Origin of the sequence: Thalassotalea marina (assembly GCF_014656435.1) — a bacterium.
GTDB lineage: Bacteria > Pseudomonadota > Gammaproteobacteria > Enterobacterales > Alteromonadaceae > Thalassotalea_C > Thalassotalea_C marina.
This window is the reverse complement of the sequence record NZ_BNCK01000009.1, coordinates 43771-68038: the sequence shown is the minus strand read 5'-3', so window position 1 is coordinate 68038 and position 24268 is coordinate 43771. Positions and strand designations below refer to the sequence as shown.

General features: G+C 39.7%; 20 protein-coding genes. 13 read left to right on the top strand and 7 right to left on the bottom strand.

All coding sequences use genetic code 11. The features are described 5' to 3' along the window. Positions 1-2 precede the first annotated feature (2 nt). Genes hisC through hisG form a run of 3 tightly spaced genes read right to left on the bottom strand, consistent with a single transcriptional unit; the run spans position 3 to position 3325 of the window. The gene (gene hisC / locus IE199_RS17615; RefSeq protein WP_189773277.1) at positions 3-1118 is read right to left on the bottom strand and encodes a histidinol-phosphate transaminase; all 1116 of its coding nucleotides are present in this window, start codon (positions 1116-1118) and stop codon (positions 3-5) included. Positions 1119-1120: 2 nt separating this feature from the next. After that, on the bottom strand, positions 1121-2422 hold the full coding sequence (gene hisD / locus IE199_RS17610; RefSeq protein WP_373304825.1) for a histidinol dehydrogenase: 1302 nt from the start codon (positions 2420-2422) through the stop codon (positions 1121-1123). Positions 2423-2425: 3 nt separating this feature from the next. Beyond that, the gene (gene hisG, locus IE199_RS17605) at positions 2426-3325 is read right to left on the bottom strand and encodes an ATP phosphoribosyltransferase (protein WP_189773275.1); all 900 of its coding nucleotides are present in this window, start codon (positions 3323-3325) and stop codon (positions 2426-2428) included. 436 nt (positions 3326-3761) lie between these two features. On the opposite strand from hisG, the gene IE199_RS17600 reads away from it, so the two are divergent. The 9 genes from IE199_RS17600 to fadD all read left to right on the top strand — a co-directional run bounded on the left by IE199_RS17600 (position 3762) and on the right by fadD (position 12326). Further along, positions 3762-4106 carry a hypothetical protein gene (locus IE199_RS17600; RefSeq protein ID WP_189773273.1) on the top strand — a complete coding sequence of 115 codons (345 nt, stop codon included), beginning with the start codon at positions 3762-3764 and terminating at the stop codon, positions 4104-4106. A 110-nt stretch (positions 4107-4216) separates the two neighbouring features. Continuing rightward, positions 4217-5137 carry a tetratricopeptide repeat protein gene (locus IE199_RS17595; RefSeq protein WP_189773271.1) on the top strand — a complete coding sequence of 307 codons (921 nt, stop codon included), beginning with the start codon at positions 4217-4219 and terminating at the stop codon, positions 5135-5137. Between the two features lie 112 nt (positions 5138-5249). Beyond that, positions 5250-7169: a DNA repair helicase YoaA gene (gene yoaA / locus IE199_RS17590; RefSeq protein WP_189773269.1), complete on the top strand. Its 1920-nt coding sequence runs from the start codon at positions 5250-5252 to the stop codon at positions 7167-7169. Positions 7170-7186: 17 nt separating this feature from the next. Next, positions 7187-7882, top strand: a complete 696-nt coding sequence (gene tsaB / locus IE199_RS17585) for a tRNA (adenosine(37)-N6)-threonylcarbamoyltransferase complex dimerization subunit type 1 TsaB (RefSeq protein ID WP_189773267.1) — start codon at positions 7187-7189, stop codon at positions 7880-7882. 39 nt (positions 7883-7921) lie between these two features. Then, on the top strand, positions 7922-8299 hold the full coding sequence (locus tag IE199_RS17580; protein ID WP_189773257.1) for a hypothetical protein: 378 nt from the start codon (positions 7922-7924) through the stop codon (positions 8297-8299). Positions 8300-8318: 19 nt separating this feature from the next. Continuing rightward, entirely contained in the window at positions 8319-9011 is a 693-nt protein-coding gene (locus tag IE199_RS17575) for a M50 family metallopeptidase (RefSeq protein WP_268245331.1), read from the top strand. After that, positions 9004-9579, top strand: coding sequence for a Slp family lipoprotein (locus IE199_RS17570; RefSeq protein WP_189773253.1), 576 nt, complete (start codon positions 9004-9006; stop codon positions 9577-9579). The genes IE199_RS17575 and IE199_RS17570 overlap by 8 nt, the downstream gene beginning before the upstream one ends. Continuing rightward, positions 9579-10439, top strand: a complete 861-nt coding sequence (locus IE199_RS17565) for an alpha/beta fold hydrolase (protein ID WP_189773251.1) — start codon at positions 9579-9581, stop codon at positions 10437-10439. The genes IE199_RS17570 and IE199_RS17565 overlap by 1 nt, the downstream gene beginning before the upstream one ends. 231 nt (positions 10440-10670) lie before the next feature. Then, entirely contained in the window at positions 10671-12326 is a 1656-nt protein-coding gene (gene fadD, locus IE199_RS17560; protein WP_189773249.1) for a long-chain-fatty-acid--CoA ligase FadD, read from the top strand. An 83-nt stretch (positions 12327-12409) separates the two neighbouring features. On the opposite strand, the gene IE199_RS17555 is transcribed toward fadD, so the two are convergent. Further along, a complete protein-coding gene (locus IE199_RS17555) occupies positions 12410-13150 on the bottom strand; it encodes a YciK family oxidoreductase (protein WP_189773247.1) in 741 nt (246 codons plus the stop codon). 359 nt (positions 13151-13509) lie between these two features. Here IE199_RS17555 and IE199_RS17550 point away from each other — a divergent pair, with 359 nt between their 5' ends. The 3 genes from IE199_RS17550 (at position 13510) to IE199_RS17540 (ending at position 17709) form a co-directional block, all read left to right on the top strand. After that, positions 13510-15906, top strand: a complete 2397-nt coding sequence (locus IE199_RS17550) for a VolA/Pla-1 family phospholipase (RefSeq protein ID WP_189773245.1) — start codon at positions 13510-13512, stop codon at positions 15904-15906. 114 nt (positions 15907-16020) lie between these two features. Then, positions 16021-17058, top strand: coding sequence for a protease SohB (gene sohB / locus IE199_RS17545; protein ID WP_189773243.1), 1038 nt, complete (start codon positions 16021-16023; stop codon positions 17056-17058). Between the two features lie 3 nt (positions 17059-17061). Next, positions 17062-17709 (top strand): class I SAM-dependent methyltransferase, encoded by a 648-nt coding sequence (locus IE199_RS17540; RefSeq protein WP_189773241.1) that lies wholly within the window; start codon positions 17062-17064, stop codon positions 17707-17709. Positions 17710-17786: 77 nt separating this feature from the next. Here IE199_RS17540 and IE199_RS17535 read toward each other — a convergent pair whose 3' ends face one another. Further along, positions 17787-19139 carry a dicarboxylate/amino acid:cation symporter gene (locus IE199_RS17535; protein WP_189773239.1) on the bottom strand — a complete coding sequence of 451 codons (1353 nt, stop codon included), beginning with the start codon at positions 19137-19139 and terminating at the stop codon, positions 17787-17789. Positions 19140-19311: 172 nt separating this feature from the next. On the opposite strand from IE199_RS17535, the gene IE199_RS17530 reads away from it, so the two are divergent. After that, a complete protein-coding gene (locus IE199_RS17530; RefSeq protein WP_189773237.1) occupies positions 19312-21654 on the top strand; it encodes an Ig-like domain-containing protein in 2343 nt (780 codons plus the stop codon). A 41-nt stretch (positions 21655-21695) separates the two neighbouring features. On the opposite strand, the gene IE199_RS17525 is transcribed toward IE199_RS17530, so the two are convergent. After that, positions 21696-22900 (bottom strand): IS3 family transposase gene (locus tag IE199_RS17525; RefSeq protein ID WP_189773235.1). Its coding sequence is split into 2 segments (ribosomal slippage): positions 21696-22549 and positions 22549-22900, totalling 1206 coding nucleotides; the frame shifts between segments, so codons are not numbered across the junction. Between the two features lie 112 nt (positions 22901-23012). Beyond that, positions 23013-24116 carry an arginase family protein gene (locus IE199_RS17520; RefSeq protein ID WP_189773233.1) on the bottom strand — a complete coding sequence of 368 codons (1104 nt, stop codon included), beginning with the start codon at positions 24114-24116 and terminating at the stop codon, positions 23013-23015. Positions 24117-24268 lie beyond the last annotated feature (152 nt).

The window sequence follows — 24268 nt, the reverse complement described above, 5'->3', positions numbered from 1 at the left end:
ATTTACTCTACTACCTTCAGTTGGTTTTCTTGAGTTTGAAAACTCATTATTAGCGTTTGTTTTAATTGATTTAACTCTTGCTCACTACCTATGCTGATACGTAGGCAGCACTCTAGTTGTGTCTGTTTGGATTGATCACGGATCAAAATGTTATTGGCCATCAGGCAATCAAAAATAAACGTTTTACTTTGTTCATCCTGACACCGAAACAAGACAAAATTGGCTTGAGTTGGAAATACTTGGCTGCACCAAGTTTGTTTGTTTAGCCATAGTGCCAAAGAGCTTGCAAGCTGCTGGGTTTGTTCAGCACGATGTTGCATTTGCTCTAGACCGTTAGCATTGAGCGCGCGACTGGCAATTTCTGCCACCGGAGCAGCAATTGGGTAAGGTGCAATAATTTTGCTTAACAGCTCAATAATTGCTTTATTGGCCAAGGTAAAACCGCAGCGCAAACCTGCGAGTGCAAATGCTTTTGATAATGTTCTTAGTACAATGAGGTTATCGTATTTACTTAACCATGTTGCTGTCGTCGCCTCTGGTGAAAATTCGATATAAGCTTCGTCCACCACAACGATGGCGCTGTCGGCAAACATTTCGATTGTGGCTTGAATATCTTGCTTGTTTAGTAAATTACCGGTTGGATTACCTGGTGAACACAGAAAAACTACTTTTGTTTGACCAACTTTGCTCTCAAGTGTTGCCAAGTCTAGCTGCTGTTCAACTAACGGCACTTTTATTACCTCAGCACCATGGTTTTCTGCACTAATTGCATACATGCCGTAAGTTGGCGGGCAAATTAAAATACTGTCTTGATATGCTCGGCAAAAGGTTCGGATAATCAGCTCTATTCCTTCATCTGCACCACGGGTAGCTAATAGGTTGTCAGGTGATATACCTGAATAGTTGCTGTAAGCTTGGATCAAGTTGCTCGGCTGAAAATCTGGGTAGCGGTTAATGCAGTCGCTATTTACCGAATACTCTCCATTACCAGGTGCCTCGTTAGCATTAAGCCAAATCTTTGAATTGAACTCACCGTTTCCTGCTTGTAAACGTCGTGCTGATTGATAGGGCACCATGTCGATCAGCTCTTGGCGAGCTAGTTTTGTTGCACTTGTCATGATTATGCTTCCTCTAATCGAATGGTAACCGCTCGCTTGTGAGCATCTAAACCTTCAGCATCAGTTAGTTCTTTGATGCAATCTGCGATATTGGCTAAACCTTGCTGGCTAATTTGTTGCACAGTAAAACGGCGTGAAAAATCCGCTAATGATAAGCTTGATACCACTTTCGAATACCCGTAGGTTGGCAAAACATGGTTGGTACCACTAGCATAGTCGCCCGCTGACTCAGGCGTATATGCGCCGAGAAAAATAGAACCTGCATTTCTAAGCTGTGTTAAAAGCTGCTCTGCATTGTCTGTTTGAACGATTAAATGCTCCGGAGCATAATGATTCGAGATAGCGCAGGCTTGTTCAATTGAGTCAGTAAGTATTAAGCGGCTATTTGCCAATGCGGCAACTGCAATATCTTTGCGTGATAGTGTCGTTACTTGTTCTTTCAGTTCACGATTAACTTCGTCAATTAGTGAGGCACTGTCAGATAGTAAAATAACTTGGCTATCAGCACCGTGTTCCGCTTGAGATAACAAATCAGCGGCGACAAACGCAGGATTTGCTTGGTTATCAGCAATCACCAGTACTTCTGAAGGGCCTGCTGGCATATCGATGGCAAAACCAGGCACTTGCTGAGAAAGTTGCGTTTTAGCTTCTGTCACAAACTTATTCCCCGGACCAAAAATTTTATTCACTGAGGCAATAGTCTCTGTGCCATACGCAAGAGCAGCGCAAGCCTGCGCACCACCTACGGCATATATTTCATCAATCTGACAAAGCTTTGCCGCAGCTAATACTTCTGGTGCGAGTTTACCTTGTTTATTTGGAGGGCTGACCAACACTTTACGTGTACAACCAGCTAATTGTGCTGGAACACCCAACATAAGTACCGTTGAGGGAAGCGGAGCACTGCCAGCAGGGATATACAAACCGACACTTTCAATCGCTTCAGTTTTTAACGTGCAAACTACACCTGGGCTAGTTTCAACGGTAATATCTTGAGGCTGTTGTGCTTGGTGAAAACGTTTAATTTGGCCATACGCTTGTTCAATAGCGGCCATTCTAGAAGGCGACAATGAAGCTATCGCTTGGTCAACTTCATTTTCACTAACCTTTAATCTTGTTAATTCTACTTGGTCAAATCGTGATGTTAAGTCATATAGCGCTTTATCACCTTTGGTTTTTACTTCATTGATAATGTTTTCAACTTGCGTTGCCAATAGGTCACTTTCTGCAAGAGCAGGACGCGAAAGCGCGTTTGTTTGCTCTTGTTTGTTAAGTGCTGACCAATTAATGATGCTAATAGTCACAGGTTACCCCATCATTTTTTCAATTGGCATGACAAGAATAGAATTGCAACCTAGCGCTTTTAAGCTTTCCATAGTTTCCCAGAAAAATGTTTCTGTGGCGACAACGTGCACAGCTACCAGATCTTCTCGGCCAGCTAGAGGTAAAACTGTTGGTGTTTCTTTACCTGGCATTAAAGCACTAACTTGCGCAATTTTGTCTTTTGGCGCGTGTAGCATAATGTACTTGCTTTCTTTTGCTTTCATTACGCCCATGATACGAGGCAACAGGGTATCTAATATCGCCTGTTTTTCAGCAGTTAATGGAGATGCTGTTTGAATGAGTGACGCTTTAGAGCGGAAGACTTCTTCTACTTCCACTAATCCATTAGCCTCTAACGTTGCACCTGTTGATACTAGATCGCAAATACCATCAGCAAGTCCAACACGTGGCGCGACTTCGACCGAACCTTTAAGTAAACAAAATTCAACATTGATGCCTTTTTCATCTGCCCAGCGTTTTAATAATTGAGGGTAGGTAGTGGCAAATCGTAAACCGTTTAAATCATCTACACTTGAATAATTAAATTCTTCGGGCATGGCAATAGATAAACGACAACCACCAAAGTTAAGTGGTGTAGTTTTAACATATTCAAACTTATCACCCATCAGTTTGCGCTTAAGTGAGGCTTCTTCTAAGGTGTTATCGCCAACAATACCTAAGTCGCATACACCGTCCATAACTAAGCCAGGAATATCTGAACTTCTAACACGCATAATGTCGATTGGCATATTAGCTACGTGTGCTAATAAACGCCTGTCTGCAACATTAATAGTTAAGCCACAACGTTTAAGTAACGCTTGAGTATCGTCACTTAACCGCCCTGACTTTTGCATTGCGATACGTAATCGTGTTTCTGTAGTCATGGTTTATTTCCTAAATTATTTAATAAGTTATCTTGGTTGAAAAAGTAGTTTTTAGCCCTGTATATACAATTCGTAAGCCCCAAAAACGAGAAAACCCCCGAGAGAGACAGACTCTTTCGGGGGTTCAAGTAACTACTTTTCTTTATTCCGCTGAAAGAGCCAATAGCCTCTCAGCGAATAAACCTGATCGGCTAATTCGTGTGATGGTGATGATGAATTGCAGTCAGGTTTAAAATCATTTGTATTAATCTCTGTGTACTTAATTTTGTGTGCCTTAACAAATGGCACAATACGTCATTGCTTTTTACCTTAAAGGCAAATTGCTTAATGAGCAAGCTTTAAATTGAATAAATTTTATGACATTGTGGTCTAAGGATATAAAGTTTTTTATTAATAGGTCGATAGGTATATACAACTGAATTCATAAGGATTTTTGATGGACATCTTCACGACAGTACTGACAAAAGTTCGTACTACGCCAATAAAGCCTGAAAAACTAAGGGTTAAATCCTTAACCAAGGATGCGGCTACTCGTGAAATTGATGAAGAAAGTGGCCAATTGGATGAATATGCCCGTTACAAAATTAGTGAGCAAGGGCAATCACATCAAAAACAAAACCAAGGTAAAAATCAGCAACAGTTAAATGATCAAGAGCTGGATCTTGATATTGTTCCTGAAGAACCTGCTATTTTACATAAACAAGACATTACTCAACCTAAAAAGACACAGGCAAAAGATAAAGATGACGATGAAACTGAGCATCTAGATATCTATGTGTAAAGAGGTTTTGAAATTCCTCAGAAAGAAAATAAGTTAGCGGCTAATTTGCTTTTACTACGAACTTCTTAGTATATTGATTGAAAGGGATAATCAAAGATAGGGAAAATTTTATGGTAAACGGTAGGTCAAAAGGCGGCAACAAATTTACCGATAACCTCGAGTCTAAACAACCTGCTAACATATTTCTGACCTTTGTAGGTAAACCTCTCTTTAAAATTTTTTTCATTTTAGCGGCATTTCTCGTATTGGTTTTTTCTTGGCTTTATAACGCCCAAGAAAAATTGCAAACAGTACATGACAATAGCCTTTTATATGCTCATCACCCTGAAATTGATGATATCTACTTTTTAGACTATCGATTAATCGGCGAGAATCTTAGATCTAAACAAAATTTCCGAGTAGCAAAAGTGATTGATATCACTGGGGATGTGGTAACTATGCGCTATAGTGAACTATTATTTGAATTCCAAAATGCCGCAGTTAACAGCATTAGGTATGGTCAATTAAGGTATGACGACTATTTTCAAAAAGCCCGTTTGAATTTTAATAAAAATACGCTAGTTCAGTGGGTAAATTCTGGTGCTGTTTACCTGATTGAACGTCCAGAAAGTGGCAGATTATATGGTAACTTTATTTCTCCTGAAAAATCGATTGAGAGAATGGATCCAAACACCAGAGGACTTAGGGAGTTTGAAAGTGCCCAGGCTTATCTTGATTTAGAGTACGATGAGTTAGCAGAAAACAAGGCGTTTATTTTATTAGAAAAGTCTGCGAACTTAGACTTTGACCGAGCACAAATATTATTAGCTGAACTATATTTGAGTGGCATAGGCACTGACAAAGATAAAACGCAGGCACTTTATTGGTTTAATAAAGCGGCATTACAAAGTAACGAAGCGGCGATTCATAAATATGCAATTGTTTGTGAACAAGTAGATAGCTGCAATGTTTATGATTTTTATCAACAATTATTTGATTATGGTGTCAATATTCAAGTGAGAAATGGTCGTTATAATGTAAAACTTGATTAAGGAAAGTGTGTACTTTTCTGAAGTTATCTATTTTATATTAATGGACCTTGTATCTCTTTAAAATAATCTTAAGCACTTTATAATTAGCCATCATTTTATTTTTTGGTTTTTTATGACTCCTGTTGAACTTGCTTTTTCTGAGCAAGGTATTCTCGCCAAAGTGCTTTCTGGCTATTTACCTAGACAACCACAAATTGATATGGCACTTGAAGTTGAGTTAGCCATAGAAAACCAAACCTCGTTAGTGGTGGAAGCAGGTACAGGAACGGGGAAAACCTTCGCTTACCTTATTCCTGCTTTGTTGTCAGAAAAAAAAGTTATTGTTTCAACTGGAACAAAGAACTTACAGGAACAACTTTTTCATAAAGATATTCCGCTGTTAAAACAAGCCATGGCTACTAATGCACAAATGGCATTACTTAAAGGCCGGGCCAATTATTTGTGTATTTACCGGCTGGAGCTGTATCAAAACGAGCGTGGACAATTAGACGCTCAAACGTTGGCAGATTATGTCAAAGTCAAACAATGGAGCACACAAACACATTCAGGTGATATCGGTGAATTAGTTGATGTACCTGAAGACTCTGCGATATTTCCTTATGTTACTAGTACTGTAGATAACTGTTTAGCTCGAGATTGTCCTCACATTGACGACTGTTATCTTGTTCATGCAAGAAAAAAAGCAATTGATGCGGATGTAGTCGTGGTTAATCACCATTTGTTTTTTGCTGATATGGCGCTAAAAGATACTGGTTTTGGTGAACTTATCCCACAAGCTGATGTAGTTGTATTTGACGAAGCACATCAAATTCCAGACATTGCCAGTGAGTATTTTGGTCAAGCCTTTTCAACGAGGCAAATACTAGAATTATGCTCTGATCTTATTCAGCTTTATCACACAAGTCTCACCGATGTTAAGCAATTAGGAAAAGCGGCAGAGAAGCTACAAAAAACGGCGCAAGAATTTCGTTTGTTGTTTAATCATGACCCCGAACGCGGAAATTGGCGTGAAATGATTTCGTTACCTCGAATTAAACGTTGTTTTGAAAATTTAAAAACAGATTTAGACTTTGTTTATCAAGTGGTGAAATTATGTGTATCGCGCAACGAAGCGATTGATCACTGCTTTGAACGAGCCGTTAGCATTTTGGCGCAATACGACATAATGGCTAATGTCGAACAATTTGGTGTTAGTTATTGGTATGAAACAACGCGCAGACATGTTGTACTGCACCTTACGCCATTGAGTGTGGCTGACAAGTTCCAGCATTACATCGAGCAGTCAAACGCTGGGTGGATCTTCACCTCCGCTACTATTGCCGTTGACGGAGGCTTTAATCATTTTACCCAACAGTTGGGCATAGAAAGTGCGGCAACACTTTTGGTCGATAGCCCGTTTGACTACTTACAGCAGTCACAATTAATTGTACCGAGATACTTGCCCGAAGCGCATAAAGCAGAAAGAGCACAAGCACTTGCTAATGTTGCTAAACCTCTTATTGCTGCCAGTAAAGGGGCGTGCTTCATGTTGTTTACCAGTTATCGCATGTTAAACCAAGTGGCCGATATTTTAGCGGATACCATTGACAATCCGCTGCTGGTTCAAGGGCAAATGAGTAAAAGTAAAATTTTGCAGGAGTTCACCAACAACCCTGATGCAGTATTGTTGGCAACCGCAAGTTTTTGGGAAGGAATAGACGTTAGAGGCAATAAATTAACCTGCGTTATTATTGATAAGCTGCCTTTTGCTTCACCAGATGATCCTATGTTGCAAGCTAGAAGTGAAGATGTAAAACGTCAAGGTAAAGATCCGTTTTATGAAATTCAATTGCCACAAGCGGTCATTGCTTTAAAACAAGGGGTTGGCCGATTAATTCGTGATGTAACTGATCAAGGTGTCATGGTAATATGTGACGATAGGTTAGTGAATAGGCCTTATGGGCAAGTATTTTTGAAAAGTTTGCCCGATATGCGCCGAAGCCGAAATATAGAAGCTGGTCGATTATTCTTAGAAAACCTGCATCAACATTGAGTCGTAATTAAATAACTATGTTAAATATCATTGCAATTGATGCTTCAACAGAAGCATGTTCAGTTGCTCTGCAATGGCAGGGCAAGATTTATCACCGATTTGAATTGTGTCCGCAGTCACACAGTACCTTATTATTACCTATGATTGATGAGGTATTAAAAGAAGCTAACTGTACGTTAAATCAGTTAGATGGTTTAGCCTTTGGTAGGGGACCGGGTAGTTTTACTGGTGTAAGAATTGGTATTGGTGTAGCACAAGGTTTAGCATTTTCTGCCGACTTAAAGGTTGTTGGCATTTCCACATTACAAGCTATGGCACAACAAGCTTTTCAAGAGCATCAGCAAGACTATGTTATTGCGGCAATTGACGCCCGTATGTCAGAAATCTACTTAGCAGCGTTTTCATTAAAAGATGGTTTAATGCAACCGGTCACCCAAGAAACTGTTATTGCTCCAGCAAATGCAAAAGCGTTTTTAAGCGAGCAAACGGGCTTTGATTACGGTGTCGGCTCTGGTTGGCAAGCTTACCAAGAGGCTCTTTTTGATCTTGTCGATAATTCAAGTCATATTGACGTGTCTTTCCCTGACGCTCGTATGATGTTACCAATAGCGGAATCAGAGTTTAAACAAGGAAATGCTGTGTCAGCAGAACAAGCTCAACCTGTTTATGTACGGGATACGGTTTCTTGGAAAAAACTTCCTGGACGTGAATAACGGTTGGCGAATTGGTGAAAATTTGTTACCTTTTATCTTATGCAAGTAGCAAGTAATACCGCTTATACTCCGCAGGTAAATCCTGCGCTTAATGTTGATACCCAAACTCGGGTCAATCGACAGGGTGAGCAATTACTTGTTCGTGAGCAAGAACAGCAAGCTCAACAACGTCAGCAAAATGAACAAAATGCTGAGCGTTTTGATGTTGATGAACAGGCCATTGCACTTGTTGAGCAAGAGCAGCAGCGACTGTCAGCACAATCACGAACTAACGACAATAATAGCTTTTCTACTAATGCTCAGTACGATCAACCTTCTCAGCAAAACCAAACAGCTGTTGCAGCGTATCAATCAGTAAACGACCAACAACAACGCGATTCAATCTCACAAGCGTTTGGTGTTGATCTTTATGCTTAGTCCCTTGTTTTATTTATAAATGGTAAAGAGCACTAACTCTTCAATTCAATTCCACGAAAAATATCGCTTTTGGCTGTTGGTCATAACTGCGGCGCTGTTTATGGAAATTCCTTTTATTTCTGTTCCTTTTAAGTGGTTTGAAACTTATTTCCATGAGATAAGTCATGGTATTGCGGCCGTGGTAAGTGGCGGTGAGATTGTCAGTATTAAACTGTATTTTAATGGTGCGGGTTTATGTACCACCAGAGGTGGCAGTCAATTTTTGACTGCTTTTATGGGCTATACCGGTGCGAGTTTATGGGGGTTAATACTCTATAAACTTAGTGGTTACCAAAAATATAGTGCAACCATTGTGACTATCGTTCTAACACTGCTTATGGCAATTAGCTTGTTATTGTGGAGCAGGGATCCTCTAACGATCTTCATCATCATGAGTTTGATCGGGATTTTGCTATTAAAACTTAAATTTAGCCATTCATTTTATCTCCCTTGGATTACTCAATTTATAAGTGTCGTTGTATTACTGAACAGTGTAAAAAGCCCGTTATATTTGTTAGATGGAAGAGCGTTAGGTGATGGTGCAACATTGGCACAAATAACATTTATTCCTGAAATTATTTGGGTCGTAATTTGGTTTATTATAGGTATGATAAGTTTATATTTTCTTGCGCGACAAAATAAAAGTTCTACATTTGGAGGTTCGCATGTTTAAAAAGTTTTCTGCACTAGTAACCGTTGCTTTAATGGCCACAGGTTGTGTTCACGTACCAGATAAATTGCAGATTAGTGAAGGTGCGGTACTTACCAACTTTACGGATGTAAAAGGTAATGGTGAGGCCACTGTTGGGCAACAGGCGCGTTGGGGCGGTGTAATCGCCGATATTAAAAATTACAAAGACAATACCATGATTGAAGTGGTGCACTTTGACTTAAAATCATCAGCTCGACCTAATGTACAAGATGAAACTAAAGGACGATTTAGAGTTTATTATCAAGGCTTGCTTGATCCTATGGTATATAAAAAGGGTAGAAGTATTACCGCTGTAGGTACTGTTAAAGGTGAAGAATCTGGAAAAATTGGTGAGCATGAATACCAATATCCTGTGCTAAATGCCAACTATGTGCATTTATGGAAAGAAATTAAACAAGTAGATGTGCGCGTAACTCATTACCCTCAGTGGTATACACCGTCACTTTGGTATTATCATCGCCCATATTATTACTCTCCTTATCGAACAAAAGTTCGCTCAAATGTCAAACCAGTTAAAAAAAGTAACTAATGTTAGACCGTGAGTTTGTTTCAAAAAGAGACGGGTTTAGTTTAACTGGCATAGAGAAAGGAGCAGGGGATTCTCCTATTTTATTTCTGCATGGCTGGTTAGATAATGCCGCTAGTTTTATTCCTGTTTTTGAGCATTTAAATGATCAACATGTGGTTGCGATTGATTGGCCGGGTCACGGCCATTCATCACATCGCGGGCAAGATGCCCATTACCATTTTTATGATTACGTATACGATCTGTTAAGTTTATATGCAGAACAAGGGTGGCAACAGTTGCATATTGTCGCTCATTCTATGGGCGGCATGATAGCTTGTGCGTTTGCAGCAGCGTTTCCAGAAAAAGTTAAATCATTGACACTAATAGACTCAATTGGTTTTATCGTTGCTGAGGCAAACAAAACAACCGAACAATTACGTGAAGGAATGTTAAGTCGAGTTAAATTACTTGATAAAAAAAAGCCGGTTCATAAAACGATTGACTCTGCTATTCAAGCTAGAATGATAGTTTCAGATCTAAATCAACCAAGTGCAGCACTTTTATGTCAACGAGGCATTGTCGCCGTTGAAGGTGGCTATACTTGGCGGGCTGATAGTCGATTAAGAAATGTTTCTCCTTATCGATTAACGCTAGACCAAGCGATGCAACTCGTTAACGATATAAATGTGCCGGTTCAACTTATATACGGTGATAAAGGCTTAAAAATGGTAAAAAATGCAATGGAGTTGTTTTTACCTAAATATAAAGACATCGCGATTCATCAACTATCGGGTGGTCATCATGTCCATATGGAACAAGCGGATAAAACAGCTACTTTAATAAAGCAGTTTGTTCATCTAACGGATGAAAAACAGGCGTAAACAAGGAAGTGGCCTAATGTTGCGTGATTGATAAAATATTCATCAGTTGTTGTAAAAAATTGAAAAATTATAGACATTAGACCAGTAATAAAGTAAAACTTGTCGATTCAAACAAGTGTTTTAAAAACCTAGCTTGCATCTCAATAAAAATTAATCAATAAATGAGATAGTCGTAGAATAATCCAAATTTAAAGCTAGAGTTAATGTTGCAAATCACATAGGAGAAGCGCAGTGCAAAAAGTATGGCTTGAAAAAAGTTACCCGCCAGGTGTCCCTCACGAAATAAACCCAGATAAATACGCTTCTCTGGTGGAAATGTTCGATAAATATGTAGGGATTTATGCCAATCGAGCTGCATTTATCAGCATGGGGGCGGAAATTACCTATGCGGAACTAGAAACTCAGGCCAAAGCGTTTGCAGCTTATTGTCAACAAGAGTTAGGGTTAAAAAAAGGTGATAAGTTTGCCATTATGGTACCGAATTGCTTGCAGTACCCCGTTGCTTTATTTGGTGCTTTGCTAGCAGGTTTAACGGTGGTTAATGTTAACCCGCTTTATACTGCTCGTGAGTTGGAGCACCAATTAAAAGACTCTGGTGCAAAAGGCATGTTAATCATTGAGAACTTTGCGCATACGCTTGAAAAGGTCATTGATAAAACACCTGTCGAGCACGTGATTTTAACTTCATTGGGGGATCGTCTCGGAACCGTCAAAGGTGCGATTGTCAACCTAGTTGTAAAATACGTAAAGAAGATGGTGCCAGCTTTTAAATTGCACAACACCATTCGATTTAACACTGTGATTAATAATGGTAGGTCAATGCCTTATACACCAGTGTTATTATCTGGTGATGACCTTGCATTTTTGCAATATACCGGTGGAACTACTGGTGTTTCAAAAGGGGCAATGTTAACCCATAGAAATATGGTAGCGAACCTAGAACAAGCAAAGGCTGTAATTAAACCGCAACTTGAAGAAGGTAAAGAGTTAGTGGTAACCGCGTTGCCGCTTTATCATATCTTTGCTTTAACTGCTAATTGCCTTACCTTCATTACTTTGGGCGGCACAAATTTATTGATCACAAACCCTCGAGATATGCCTGGGTTTGTGAAAGAACTTTCTAAATACCAATTTACCGCGATAACAGGGGTAAATACCCTGTTTAATGGTTTACTCAATACACCTGGTTTTGCTGATCTAGATTTTAGTTATTTAAAGGTTTCTCTTGGTGGCGGTATGGCGGTGCAGCGTCCGGTGGCGGAAAAATGGGAGTCTGTCACTAAAACGCGTTTACTTGAAGGTTATGGTCTAACAGAGTGTGCACCTTTAGTCACTTTATCTCCCTATAACCAAGCGCATTACAATGGCAGCATTGGTTTACCGGCACCTTCTACCGATATTAAAATTGTTAAAGATGACGGCAGTGAAGCTGATGTTGGTGAAGCCGGTGAAATGTGGGTTTATGGACCACAGGTAATGAAAGGGTACTTTAATCGTCAGGAAGCGACTGATGAAATCCTTAAAGATGGCTGGTTAGCTACAGGTGATATCGCCACTATGGATGAAGTCGGCTATTTCAGAATTGTTGACCGCAAAAAAGATATGATCATTGTATCTGGGTTTAACGTTTTTCCAAATGAAATAGAAGAAGTTGCCGTATCGCATGACGGCATATTGGAAGCTGCAGCGGTTGGTATTCCAAATGAAAATAGCGGTGAAGAAGTTAAGTTGTTTGTGGTTTTAAAAGATAAATCACTCACTAAAGACGATATTATAAAACACTGCCGAAGTGGTTTAACTAACTATAAAGTTCCTAAGCATATTGAATTTAGGGATGAGTTACCAAAAACCAATGTGGGCAAAATATTACGCAGAGAGCTTCGTTAAAAACCACAATTTGCGGACAGAAAATAAGAAAAAGCCAAGCAATATTTGCTTGGCTTTTTTACCAAACCAATAGGTATATTAATTTAACCTTGAGCTTTGATTACTTGCCCGTTGGTTTTAAGGCTATCATCAGCCATCAAATAAACATACAGCGGCATGATATCTTCTGCACAAGCGATAGTTGACTGGTCTTCTCCAGGATAAGCCCTTGCTCTCATTGGTGTTGCTGTCGCGCCTGGGTTGATAGCGTTAACTCTTAGAGAAGAGTCTTCATATTCATCTGCAATGACTTCCATTAGGCCTTCAGTAGCAAATTTAGACACGCTGTATGCGCCCCAAAATGCTCGACCTTTATTGCCTACACCTGAAGAGGTAAACACTAAAGACGCTGTTGGCGCTTTTAACATCGTTGGAATGAGTGCTTGCGCCAAAAGGTGCTGTGCGGTTACGTTGACTTTAATGATATCGTCCCAAATTTGCTGATGAATGTTGGTATAAGGCGTTAATTCACCTAACATAGAGGCATTGAGTAAGGCACCGTCTAACTTACCAAACTGCTGGGCGATAGTATTAGACATATCTATATAGTTTTGCTGCGTTGCGCCTTTCAGATCCAAAGGAATAATGGCGGGCTCAGGGTAGCCAGCTTGCACAATTTCGTCATAAACACTTTCTAGCTTTGCTACTGTTTTGCCGAGTAAAATGACTGTTGCACCTAATCGAGCATACGTTAGAGCAGCTTGTCGGCCAATACCGCTACCAGCACCTGTTACTAGAATGACTTTATCTGTTAAACTATTGTCTTTTAAATCGTATTCAAACATGGTGAATTGCCAGTTGGAAAATTTATGGCGGCATTTTACTGTGTGTGTTGGTTATTGACGAGTAAAACTTATTCGGTGGCGCTTTATTTTGTTAAATATTGTTCTTTTATGAAAAAAGCGCTAGCGAAAAGCGGATTCTTGAGTTAAGTTTAACTGGTCTAACTTGTTGAAATTTACATGATGTAAACAAGTAAAACCTATAAGAATAAAAGATTAGAGCGTTTGTTTGACATTCCTGCCCTGTTTTTGCTTGCTTCTAAAGCTATTAAGTATTGCGGGTATTGCCGTAAATACGGCCAAACAAACAGCTAGAACAACAAACACGAAAGTTAACACGCTCTAGTGAATGGGGAGAAATAATGAAAAAGCTAGTTCTTAGTATTGCTATTGCCAGCAGTTTGGGATTAACCGCTTGTGATAGTGAAACTGTCAAAGATGTTCAAAAAGAAGCCAACCAAACCGGTCCTATTGCCGTTGAGCCAGCTAGAGTGGTATTCGATCCCGCTTCGGGCATTAGTGGCTTATCAGTGCCTAATGATTTGATCTTTTCTGGTACCAAAGACGGTACGTTAGAAATTCCTGTTGAAGATCCAACAGATGGTTCTGATCCATTTGTTGCTGCAAGTGCTTTAGACGGATGGTCTACATCTAATCCATTTTTGATCAATATAAAGTTTCCAGAAGGGAGAACACTAGACGAAGCTAGTGCTAAAACTCCGGGCTCAGTTAGAGTATTTGAAGCTATTATGGGTGGTGACACATCAGATGCCGACTGTGCCACAGTTACACGAGGAATGGCTTGTAAAATTGTGACTGAGTTAACATTTGGTCAAGATTTTGTGACGCAAAAGAAAGGTGATGCCGTTGCCTTTATTCCAACTAAGCCATTAAAAGGTAAAACTACATATTTATTTGCATTAACCAATGCTTTATCTGATAGTGATGGCAATGCGTTAGCGGGCTCTACTACCTATAACTTGGTGCGCCAAGACATTAACACAAAACCACTAGGTACAGACTCTCAAAAAGCATTACAAGCAACAATTAATAGCTATGAAAAAGCAGTTGTTTCTGCTGGTGTGGATTCAGACGACATAATTTACACTATGGCTATGACCACTCAATCTACCGTTGATGTGTTGTATACCGTGAAAAACTTAATGGCAAGTCAGCCGTCACCAAGTATTGCTGTTGTTGATACAGGTATGTCTGTTGCCGATGCATTGACGGGTAAAATTCCTGCAGAAGCTATTCCATATTTTAGTACTGCTAACTACTTAAAAGGCTCTGTTACATTACCTTATTATCTAGGGGTGCCTACAGCTGCAAATCCAACAGCTCCAGTTAACACTTGGTGGACAGGATTATGTGATTCGGGTGCTATGTTAGCTGGTTTAGCCGCGCAAAATCCTGCTGCAATTCCTGCCCAGCCTAAAGATGAAATTGATGCTCAATGTATGGCGATTTCACAAGCAAGTAACTTACCTGCACCAGGTCTAAGAAATTTAGGTATTGATACAGAACGAAACTTAACAAAGTTTAACCCTGTACCTAAAATGAATGCGATGTTGCCAGTTGAAGTACAAATGACTACACCTGATTTAACTTGGGTGAATGCAGTTAGAGCTGGTATGGGACTTGACCCTATCGCTGAACCTGAAGGTGGCTGGCCAGTTGTGGTATTGCAACATGGTATAACGTCACAAAAAGAGGTGATGTTAAATTTAGCGGGTTTATTGTCTGTTAACGGATTTGCCTCTGTAGCGATTGACTACCCATTACATGGGTCTCGTGGCTTTGATTTAAACGGTGATGGTGTTGATGAAATCAATGCAACAACGGTAAGTACACTGCACTATGTAAATTTAGGTAGCATGCTGACCATGCGCGATAATACACGTCAAAGTGCTATTGATATTGTTGGTTTACGCTTAGGTTTAAATGATCTTCAAGGTGTTGATGCTGACGGTAACCCAGTGAACATTAATAGTAATGAAGTACACTTTTTAGGCCATTCACTTGGTGCTATTTACGGTATTAATGCTGTAACACTTGCCAATACACCGTTAAATCCTGCAATTGATCACAAGTTTAGGTTTACTACTAACACTTTGGCAATGCCGGGCTTAATGTTAGCTAACTTTGGTATGGAGTCACCTGCTTTTGCTAGCTTAGCTAAATCAAATTTAACGTTAAAATCGTCAGAGGCATTTCAAGGCTTAATCGCACAACTGTATCCTCAAGGGGATTATACTCAAGCAGAGTTAAGTGCGACATATGATGACTTTTATCAAAACATGTTAACGCCAGCTCAACGAGCTGAGTTAGATGGAGTATTTGCACAGTTTACCTTGATTGCACAAACAGTAACGGATTCAGGGGATCCAGTGAACTATGTGCAAACGCTTGCTGCGACACAAACACCAACCTTGTTGTTTGAGATTGTAGGTGACGGCATGAGTAATCTTTCTGATCAAGTAGTTACTAATACTGCCCCGCAAACACCGTTAGGTGGAACAGAGCCTGCTATTGCATTATTAGGGCTTCCAGCTGTGAGTTCAACATCTGAAGGCTCAGGTGCTGTAAGGTTTGTTAATGGTCACCATGGAACAATACTTGACCCGAGACCAAATGCGGTTTCACCTGATGCAGAAAAGAGCGCAAGAGCAACTCAAGAGATGCAACAGCAATTCGCCAGCTTCTTGTTATCTAAAGGCCAAATGATTAAGGTAACAGATACAGAAGTTATACATTAGTTTGAATTGATAAATTGATGTTTAAAAGCCCTCGCTATTTTGCGGGGGTTTTTTTTAGGGCTTTTGCCCCCATAATAATAGCAATTGTATTGATAAGTTTGATTGGAGCAACACTTGGAATTTTTATACGAGTACGGACTTTTTTTAGCTAAAACTGTGACCTTTGTTTTAGCGTTTGCTGGCATAGTTGCCATTATTGCCGCTTCGGCGATGAAACAAAGCGGTAAAAAAGGGGAAATGGAAGTTACCGATATTTCGGAGCAGCTTAAAGATGTAGAGGATGAGATAATCCATCACCTATTGAGTAAAGAAGAACTCAAGGAGAAAGAGAAAGCAGATAAAAAAGCCGCGAAGGAAAAAGCTAAAGCAGAAAAAGAAGCCGAAACGTCAACAACCAAAGAGCCCAAGCTGTATGTTATCGACTTTAAAGGTAGTATTGACGCAAAAGAAGTTTCAGCATTAAGAGAAGAAGTTACCGCAATTTTAATGGTGGCAACAGAGCAAGACGAAGTGTTAGTTAAGCTGGAAAGTGGTGGGGGAATGGCACACGCCTATGGCTTAGCCGCTTCTCAATTAGAGCGATTAAAACGAGCAAACATCCCATTAACAGTGTCAGTAGACAAAGTGGCTGCAAGTGGCGGTTATATGATGGCCTGTGTTGCAAACAAAATTATCGCAGCGCCTTTTTCGATTATCGGCTCCATTGGTGTAATAGCGCAAATTCCAAATTTTCACAAAGTGTTAAAGAAGAATGATATAGAGTTTGAGCAGCTCACTGCTGGTGAATACAAGCGTACTTTAACCATGTTTGGTGAAAATACAGATAAAGGTCGTGAAAAATTTATCGAAGAATTAGAAGAAATGCACGACTTGTTTAAAGACCATGTTCATGAACATAGACCTGTTTTAAATATCGAAAAAGTTGCCACTGGTGAAACTTGGTCTGGTAGCAATGCCATTAAAGTGGGCCTTGTTGACGAAATTCAAACAAGTGACGACTACATTTGTCAGGCGACTAAGGAAAGAAGAGTTATCGGCATTCATTACGCTACAAAGAAAGGTTTGGCAGAAAAGTTGTCAAAAGCAGCATCGCTTTCTATTGATAACCTAGTCAGTAAACTTTGGCAAAATAATCGTATTTTCCCAAGTTAAATTATGGAAAAAGATTTTTGGCTGCAATGTTGGCAGAAAAAGCATATTGCTTTTCATCAGCTCAGTTTTCACCCTTGGTTAACTTCTGTCATCAAGGAGAAGCTGCCTGCGCAGCCAATAAAAACATTTATCCCACTTTGCGGTAAATCAGACGATATTGTGTGGTTTTCAGCATTTGGAAACGTTGTAGGTAGTGAACTAAGCGAAATTGCCTGTTGTGATTTTTTTACCGAAAAAGGCTACAAATTTTCTACTAAGTTGAATGGTGAACATGCACTTTTTCAACATGAAAATATTGAATTATGGCAAGGGGACTTTTTTAAGTTAACTCCCGAAAAGTTGGGCGACTTTGATGTGGTTTATGACCGAGCAGCTCTTGTCGCCTTACCAAAACAAATGCAGCTTGATTATGTGAATCATTTAAAACAGTTTATTGATACAAAAACTAAATTGTTTTTAATTGCCGTAGCGTTTAATGATGATGACTGGCAAGGACCGCCATTTTCCATAACCGACGACGATATTCAGCAGTTATTTTCATCGTTTTCGGTAGAAAAGATTGCAGAGCACAAGCTATCCAATAATCAGTTTGCTCAACGTAAAATGGCAGTAGGTAACTTAAAAGAAGCGCTTTACCTAATTCAGAAATAGACTATCTCGATGCAAGCAGCAATAAAAAAGGTGCCAATGGCACCTTTTTTATTGCTGAGTTTTAAGCTCAGTACCTATTAAGATTTCAAATGATGAAAGTCTATGTTTTCTATTTTCTTGCCAGCATCTTTATCATTAAACGTTGTGGTGTCTAATTGACCTTCTGACTTAGCAACAATCGTTGTGACCATACAATCACCGGTAACATTAACAGCGGTTCTAGTCATATCTAGCAAACGGTCAACACCAATAATTAGCGCTATGCCTTCTACAGGAAGGCCAACTTGTTCAAGTACCATGGCTAACATAATCAAACCCACACCTGGAACACCAGCTGTACCTATGGATGCTAAAGTTGCTGTTAAAATAACAAGTAAGAAATCGGTAAACGTTAAGTCAACGTTAAATACTTGCGCAATGAACACCGTAGCAACACCCTGCATGATGGCAGTACCGTCCATATTGATCGTTGCACCAAGAGGAACCGTAAACGACGCTATAGAGTTGTTTGCGCCAAGTTTTTTGGTGGCGGTTTCCATCGTAACTGGGATAGTTGCGTTACTGCTTGACGTAGAAAATGCAAATAACATCGCGTCACGCATTTTTGTAAGGAAAGTTAAAGGGTTTAAACCTGTGAACCCTTTAAATAGTAGTGGATAGGTGATTACTGCATGTAGAATTAATGAACCCAATACCACAAAAAAGTAATATAGAATGTTGCGGAATATATCAAAATCCATTGTAGAAAATAATTTGGCAAGTAAACAAAATACGCCATAAGGGGCTAGGTTCATTAAAATAGTAACCAGGCGCATTACTACAACATTTAAATCTTCAAACAAGGAGGCAATTCGATTGCCCGCTTCACCTGATAGAGCAATTGCGATACCAAACAACAAGGCAAATACAATGACTTGTAACATGTTGCCTTGCGCAAAAGCGGCAAACGGGTTACTTGGGAACATTTGAATAAAAACTTGTGCTAACGTTGGGGCTTCTTTAGCTTCAAAGGTGCTTGTTGTCGTCAAAACAATACCTTCACTCTCACCTGGCGTGAACAGAAACGCCATTCCCATTGCAAAGCTGATGGCAATGGCTGTTGTTATCAAGTATAAACCGATAGCTTTACCGCCGATTCGACCTAACTTTGTTGTATCTTGCAAAGAACAAGTGCCACAAATAAGTGAAACAAAAACTAAGGGTACAACTAACATTTTTAAACTGGCGATAAATATTTGGCCAATTACTTCAAAAATGCCTTCAACAAATATGGCTTTTAATGAAATGGAAGCTTCTGAGAAACCAAGTGGTATAACATAATCACCAGACTCCCCCATAATAGCTTTAAATAACAGGCCAACTAAGATGCCCGATATCATACCAATTACGATGCGGGCGGTGAGCCCTAAGGGTTGCTTTTCTTTTGTCATAATACTAATTATTTTAGTTATAAATATAGTGTCTGGCGTAAGGGTACCAGTAAATGGGGAGTTTAAAAACCTATCTAGTGTTGCTTTTTTTATTAAGTTAGTGACCTTTTTGTTTTTTTTCAGTTACTATTAAGCTGTTACTTAAAATAAGATCATCAGGGAGATGCTAAATATGGCACTTGTTAGATCCGTCTTTTATATCGTGTGTTGCATGGTGCTAATTGGTTGTGGCGGAGGAGGTGGCGGCCTCAGTGATGGCGGGACAACTCCTGATCCAACTCCAGAACCAATTAAAATTAATTTGTCCTTGTCAGACTCAAAAGTTTCTAATGGCAATCCTTTGGAGGTGACCGCTATAGTTACCCAAGGAGGAGTTCCTGTTGCTACTAAGCTTGTTACTTTTACTTTGGATAAATCAGATATTGCTATTTTTGACAAAGGTATTAGTTCAGTCGCTACAGATTCGGCTGGCAAAGCTGTTGTAACATTATTGGCTGGAAATAAAGCTGATGGTGGGACAATTGTGGCCACTACAGATACGGGCGAAAGCTCAGAAACTTTAGCGTTTAATAGTGCTGGCGATGGTAATGTTATAGTAGGTCCGCAAATTGATGAAATTGCAATCTTCGCCAATACTCTTCAATTAGCGTCAAGTGGTGCCCAAGAAATTGCCCTAACCGTTATTGCAAAAAACAATAAAAATATTTTAATCCCTGGTGCAGATATTTCATTTAGCTCCGATTCAGGGGAATTATTAATTTCTAAAGATGATAATGAAGTTCCTAGCTCTATAACAAACGACAAAGGTCAAGCTACCGCGATCTTAAGTACACAAAATAATCCCAAGAATAGAACGATTACCGTCACAGCAAGTAATGGCTCAATTTCTGATGAAATTAATATATTTGTCGTAGGAACTACTGTTCAGTTTTCTGGCTCGTCTAGCTTGGCGTTTAACGATGACTCTACTTATATTATTAATGTGTTAGATTCAGATAGCGAAGGAGTTTACGGTGCACAGGTGTCATTATCCCTAGCGAATGACCCTGCTACTGGCGCTGCGAACCTGTCGTTTCCTTCAACTGTGACAACTAATGAAGAAGGACAGGCATTTATTCAAGTCACTGGGGTGACCGGAGGTACAAATACCATCATTGCAAGTGCGATGGGAGCAACTGCGAGTAAAGCTATTTCTGTTCAGGCAGACTCCTTTGTCTTTACTGGTTTTAACAATGGTGACGGCGTTGCCGTTAATCCTTCAAATGGCAATGTAACACCACCAGATGTACTGCTATCAGACACAGCAACTGTTACTTTATCATGGAACCGCTCAGGTACACCTGTTGCTAATGGTACTCGAGTCGATTTTTCGACAACGAGAGGAACCTTGTCTTCATCTAGCGGTGTCATAAATAATGGGCAAGTTTCAACTACGCTTACCTCAAACGATGCTGGTAAGGCAATTGTTACCTTCACAGGTTCTGATGGAAATATACAACTCTCTAATCAGCTAGCGTTTGAATTTGTTGCCGAAACTGTTGACCGACTAATAGCTCAAGCGTCGCCTAACTCAATTGGTCCTGATGGTCAAACTTCGACTATTTCTGTAGTTGCTCGAGACCCTAATGGTAACTTGGTGAAAAACAAAACGATTGTATTTAGTTTAAGTGATACTACGGGAGGACAGATTTCTCCTGCAGAAGCGATAACAGACAGTAAGGGGAGTGCTTCAACAGTTTTTAAGTCAAGTACAGGTTCTGCGCAAAACAATATAACTATTACGGCAACGGTTAAAGACCAGCCGTCAATTATAGACACAGTAAACCTTACAGTTGCAGATCGAGAGCTCTTTATAGCAATTGGTACAGGTAACGAAATTGAAGATAATGAGACCAGCTATACTAAGCGCTTTGTTGCTTTTGTTACGGATGCTGACTCTAATCCTGTAAAAAACCAAAAGCTGACGGTATCTAGTGTACCTGATGCATATTATAAGGGCAGATGGCTACCGCTTTATGATGGAGACGAATTTATTCGCTGGGTTACTGCTGGAGAAATTGGTACTCATACGCCTGATGAACATAACAGAGATACGGCGCTTTATTTAACTTCACAACCACCAACTCGTTGTTTAAATGAAGATATTAATTTAAATGGCATTTTAGATCCTGGTGAAGATACAAATAATAGCGGAACCCTTACGCCAGGAAATGTGATATCTTCATTAGCTACAGTGAGTGTAGAAAATGACAATACCACGCAAGTTGAGGCGGTTACTGATAACGAAGGCAAAGTAGTTATAGAGCTTGTTTATGCACAAAGCTTTGGCGGCTGGGTAGATATTAATCTTATAGTATCGGGTAAAGTAGGCGGAACAGAAAGCATTGCTAAAACAACTTATACATTACCTAACTCGGCTCAGGATATTAATTCAGAGGATATCTCACCTCCAACGGCGAGTATTGGTATGAGTGGACCATTTGGTGAACACAACTCATGTAATGGTTGGCAATAATTAGAAGATGTGTTGTCCTGATATAGGTTGACACTTATTTTCTAAAACGCCTGATGAATTTCATCGGGCGTTTTGTATTTTAAAGCCATATGAGGTCTTCGTTTATTATAAATGGCAATAGACTCTTTCACCATTTTCCTTGCCTCTTTCAACGTACATGGCTTGTGTAACAGGTATTCCTGTTTCAATATGCCGTTCATGCGTTCAGCTAAGGCATTTTGATAACAATCATAACCGTCCGTCATTGAGCAACAGACATGGTATTTATCATGCAGTGCTTGGTATTCACGTGAGCAATATTGAATACCACGGTCTGAATGATGGATAAGTTTATCTTTACTCTTACGCGTATTAAGTGCATTCATAAAAGCCTGTTTAACACCTTTTGCTTTTAGGTTATCGGCAAGGTGGAAACCTACTATCTTTCTCGAATAGGCATCAGTAACAAGACTCAGGTAACTATCACCACTACTTGTTGGTAAGTACGTAATGTCTGCAACCCACAACTGTTCAGGTCGAGTAAGTGTTATCCCTTCCTTGATGAGGTTCGGGTGCTTATAAAAACGATGTAGACTGTGGGTAGTGCGATGAAAAGCACGCTTAGCACGCACAAGTAGTCGATGCGTTCGTAACAACGTAAATAACGTATCTCGGCCAATAAATAACGCAGTTTGGCTCATCAAGTGTTGAAGCTTCCTCGTGCCAATTCTAGGTTGATACCTTCGCTCGTTCACCACAAAGTCTAACACGCGTTGCTCTTGGGCATTACGCTTAGCCTGAACAATACATTGCTTGTAATATGCTTGCCGTGAGATACCTAGAAAAGTGCATGCCTTAGTGACAGTGAGAGTCTCTATCGCTTTTTTCTGGATAACTGTTCTTTTTGCTTTTTTGTAATACGTACTCCGTAGTCAGTTTCTAATACACTGACGACCGCTTCAAAAAACTGTGCTTTAAGCTGACTATCTGCTAATTGTTGCTCTAATTCTTTAATACGTTGCTCAGGTGTTTGGGGTAACTTGGTCTGACTCATGGCAAAACCTCGCGTTAAGAAAGTAGGAGTTCCTTTAGACCAATCTAGTCGACCATGCTTGCGAAGCCAAACTAAAACTGTGGAACAACCTTGAATACCATATTTATCTTGTGCTTGTTTATAGGTAAGTTCACCTTTTTCAACTTGTACAACTACACCTAATTTAAAAGCGATTGAGTAATCTTTTTGAGTTCGTTTAGTGATTGATTTCATAACACTCTCCAATTTAATGGTGGGAAAGTGTCAACCTTATTTAGGACGGGTCAAGATACGTAATTAAAAAAGGCGCATACCGCGCCTTTTTTATTATTAATCGTAAGTTAGATTATTTACACATTTGCTCAATTAAAAATGCTGAGATTTCAGCACCAATTTTTAACGTTTTTTCCGAACTTTCTGCGCCTTTGCCTGTACTGTCAGTAAAAGGTGCTATTTCCATCATATCGGCGCCAGTGATAGGAAATTGCTCGGATAATTTTTGCAAAATCTTTAATGCTTGTTCAGGAGTCATGCCATCAGGCTCTGGTGTTCCAGTAGCGGCAGCAAAACTGTCATCTAATGCATCTATATCAAAACTAACATAAAGTTCGTCTATTTGCTGCTCATGCAGTTGGCTTAGGATGTCTTCAATTATTGCATCTACACCACGCTCTAGCACTTCATGTGCCCAATGTTGTTTTACCCCAAACGTTCCCTCCCAATGGGCTTTTGGCTTGCCGCTAGAACGAATACCAATTTGAATTAAATGACTAGGATCATTCAAATCTTCTAAGATATGGGTGCACCAAGAACCAAAGCATAAGTCTATGCCTAAACGTTCCACTAATAAGTCAGTATGCGCGTCAAAATGTATAATAGCAGCGCGTTTACCTTGAGCTTTCTTAGCTTGTAAATAAGGTTTGGTTAATGCATAGCTAATAGAGTGATCACCGCCGATACCAAATACCCCTTTATCTGGGTATGTTGCATAAAAGTCATGTAACACATCTTCGGTAATCGTCAGTGGGCTGACGGCTAGGTCCGATGCTTCATTCTGATAAAGGGCTTTGCGACAGTTGGCGATAGTTTGGTCGTTAAGATATTTGTCATGTAATAAATGAGGAATAACACGCACATCACCTAAGTCAAAATGGCTTAGCGATGGGTGGTTTTTTAACAAGGTTGATCTTACAAATAGTGGCCCCCAATTTGCCCCTCTCAAAATGCCGCCACCGCAATCAGATGCTACACCTAACATAACGGCTTTACTACCAGCTGCTAGTTTATCTAAGCTATCTGCCCACAGGTTTTCAATGTCGTTAGTTTGACCGTATAAACTTTGATGTAACTGCTCTTTTCTTTCTTTGGCTGTATTTACTGTAAAAACTCCATTTCCAGGAGGACATAAGCTTTGTTTTACTCGTTCTAAAAAGGCGGCTTGCGTTGTCATATTAATTCTCTTAATCCTATTTTTATTCACTAACATGTTAGAAATTTGTTAGTTTGTCATTTTGCGCATATTTAAAAATTAGTGTAATAACTCTTATCATTCAGTTAAAACTCTACTATCATTACGCGCAAAATTAGTGATTTGTTCATTAT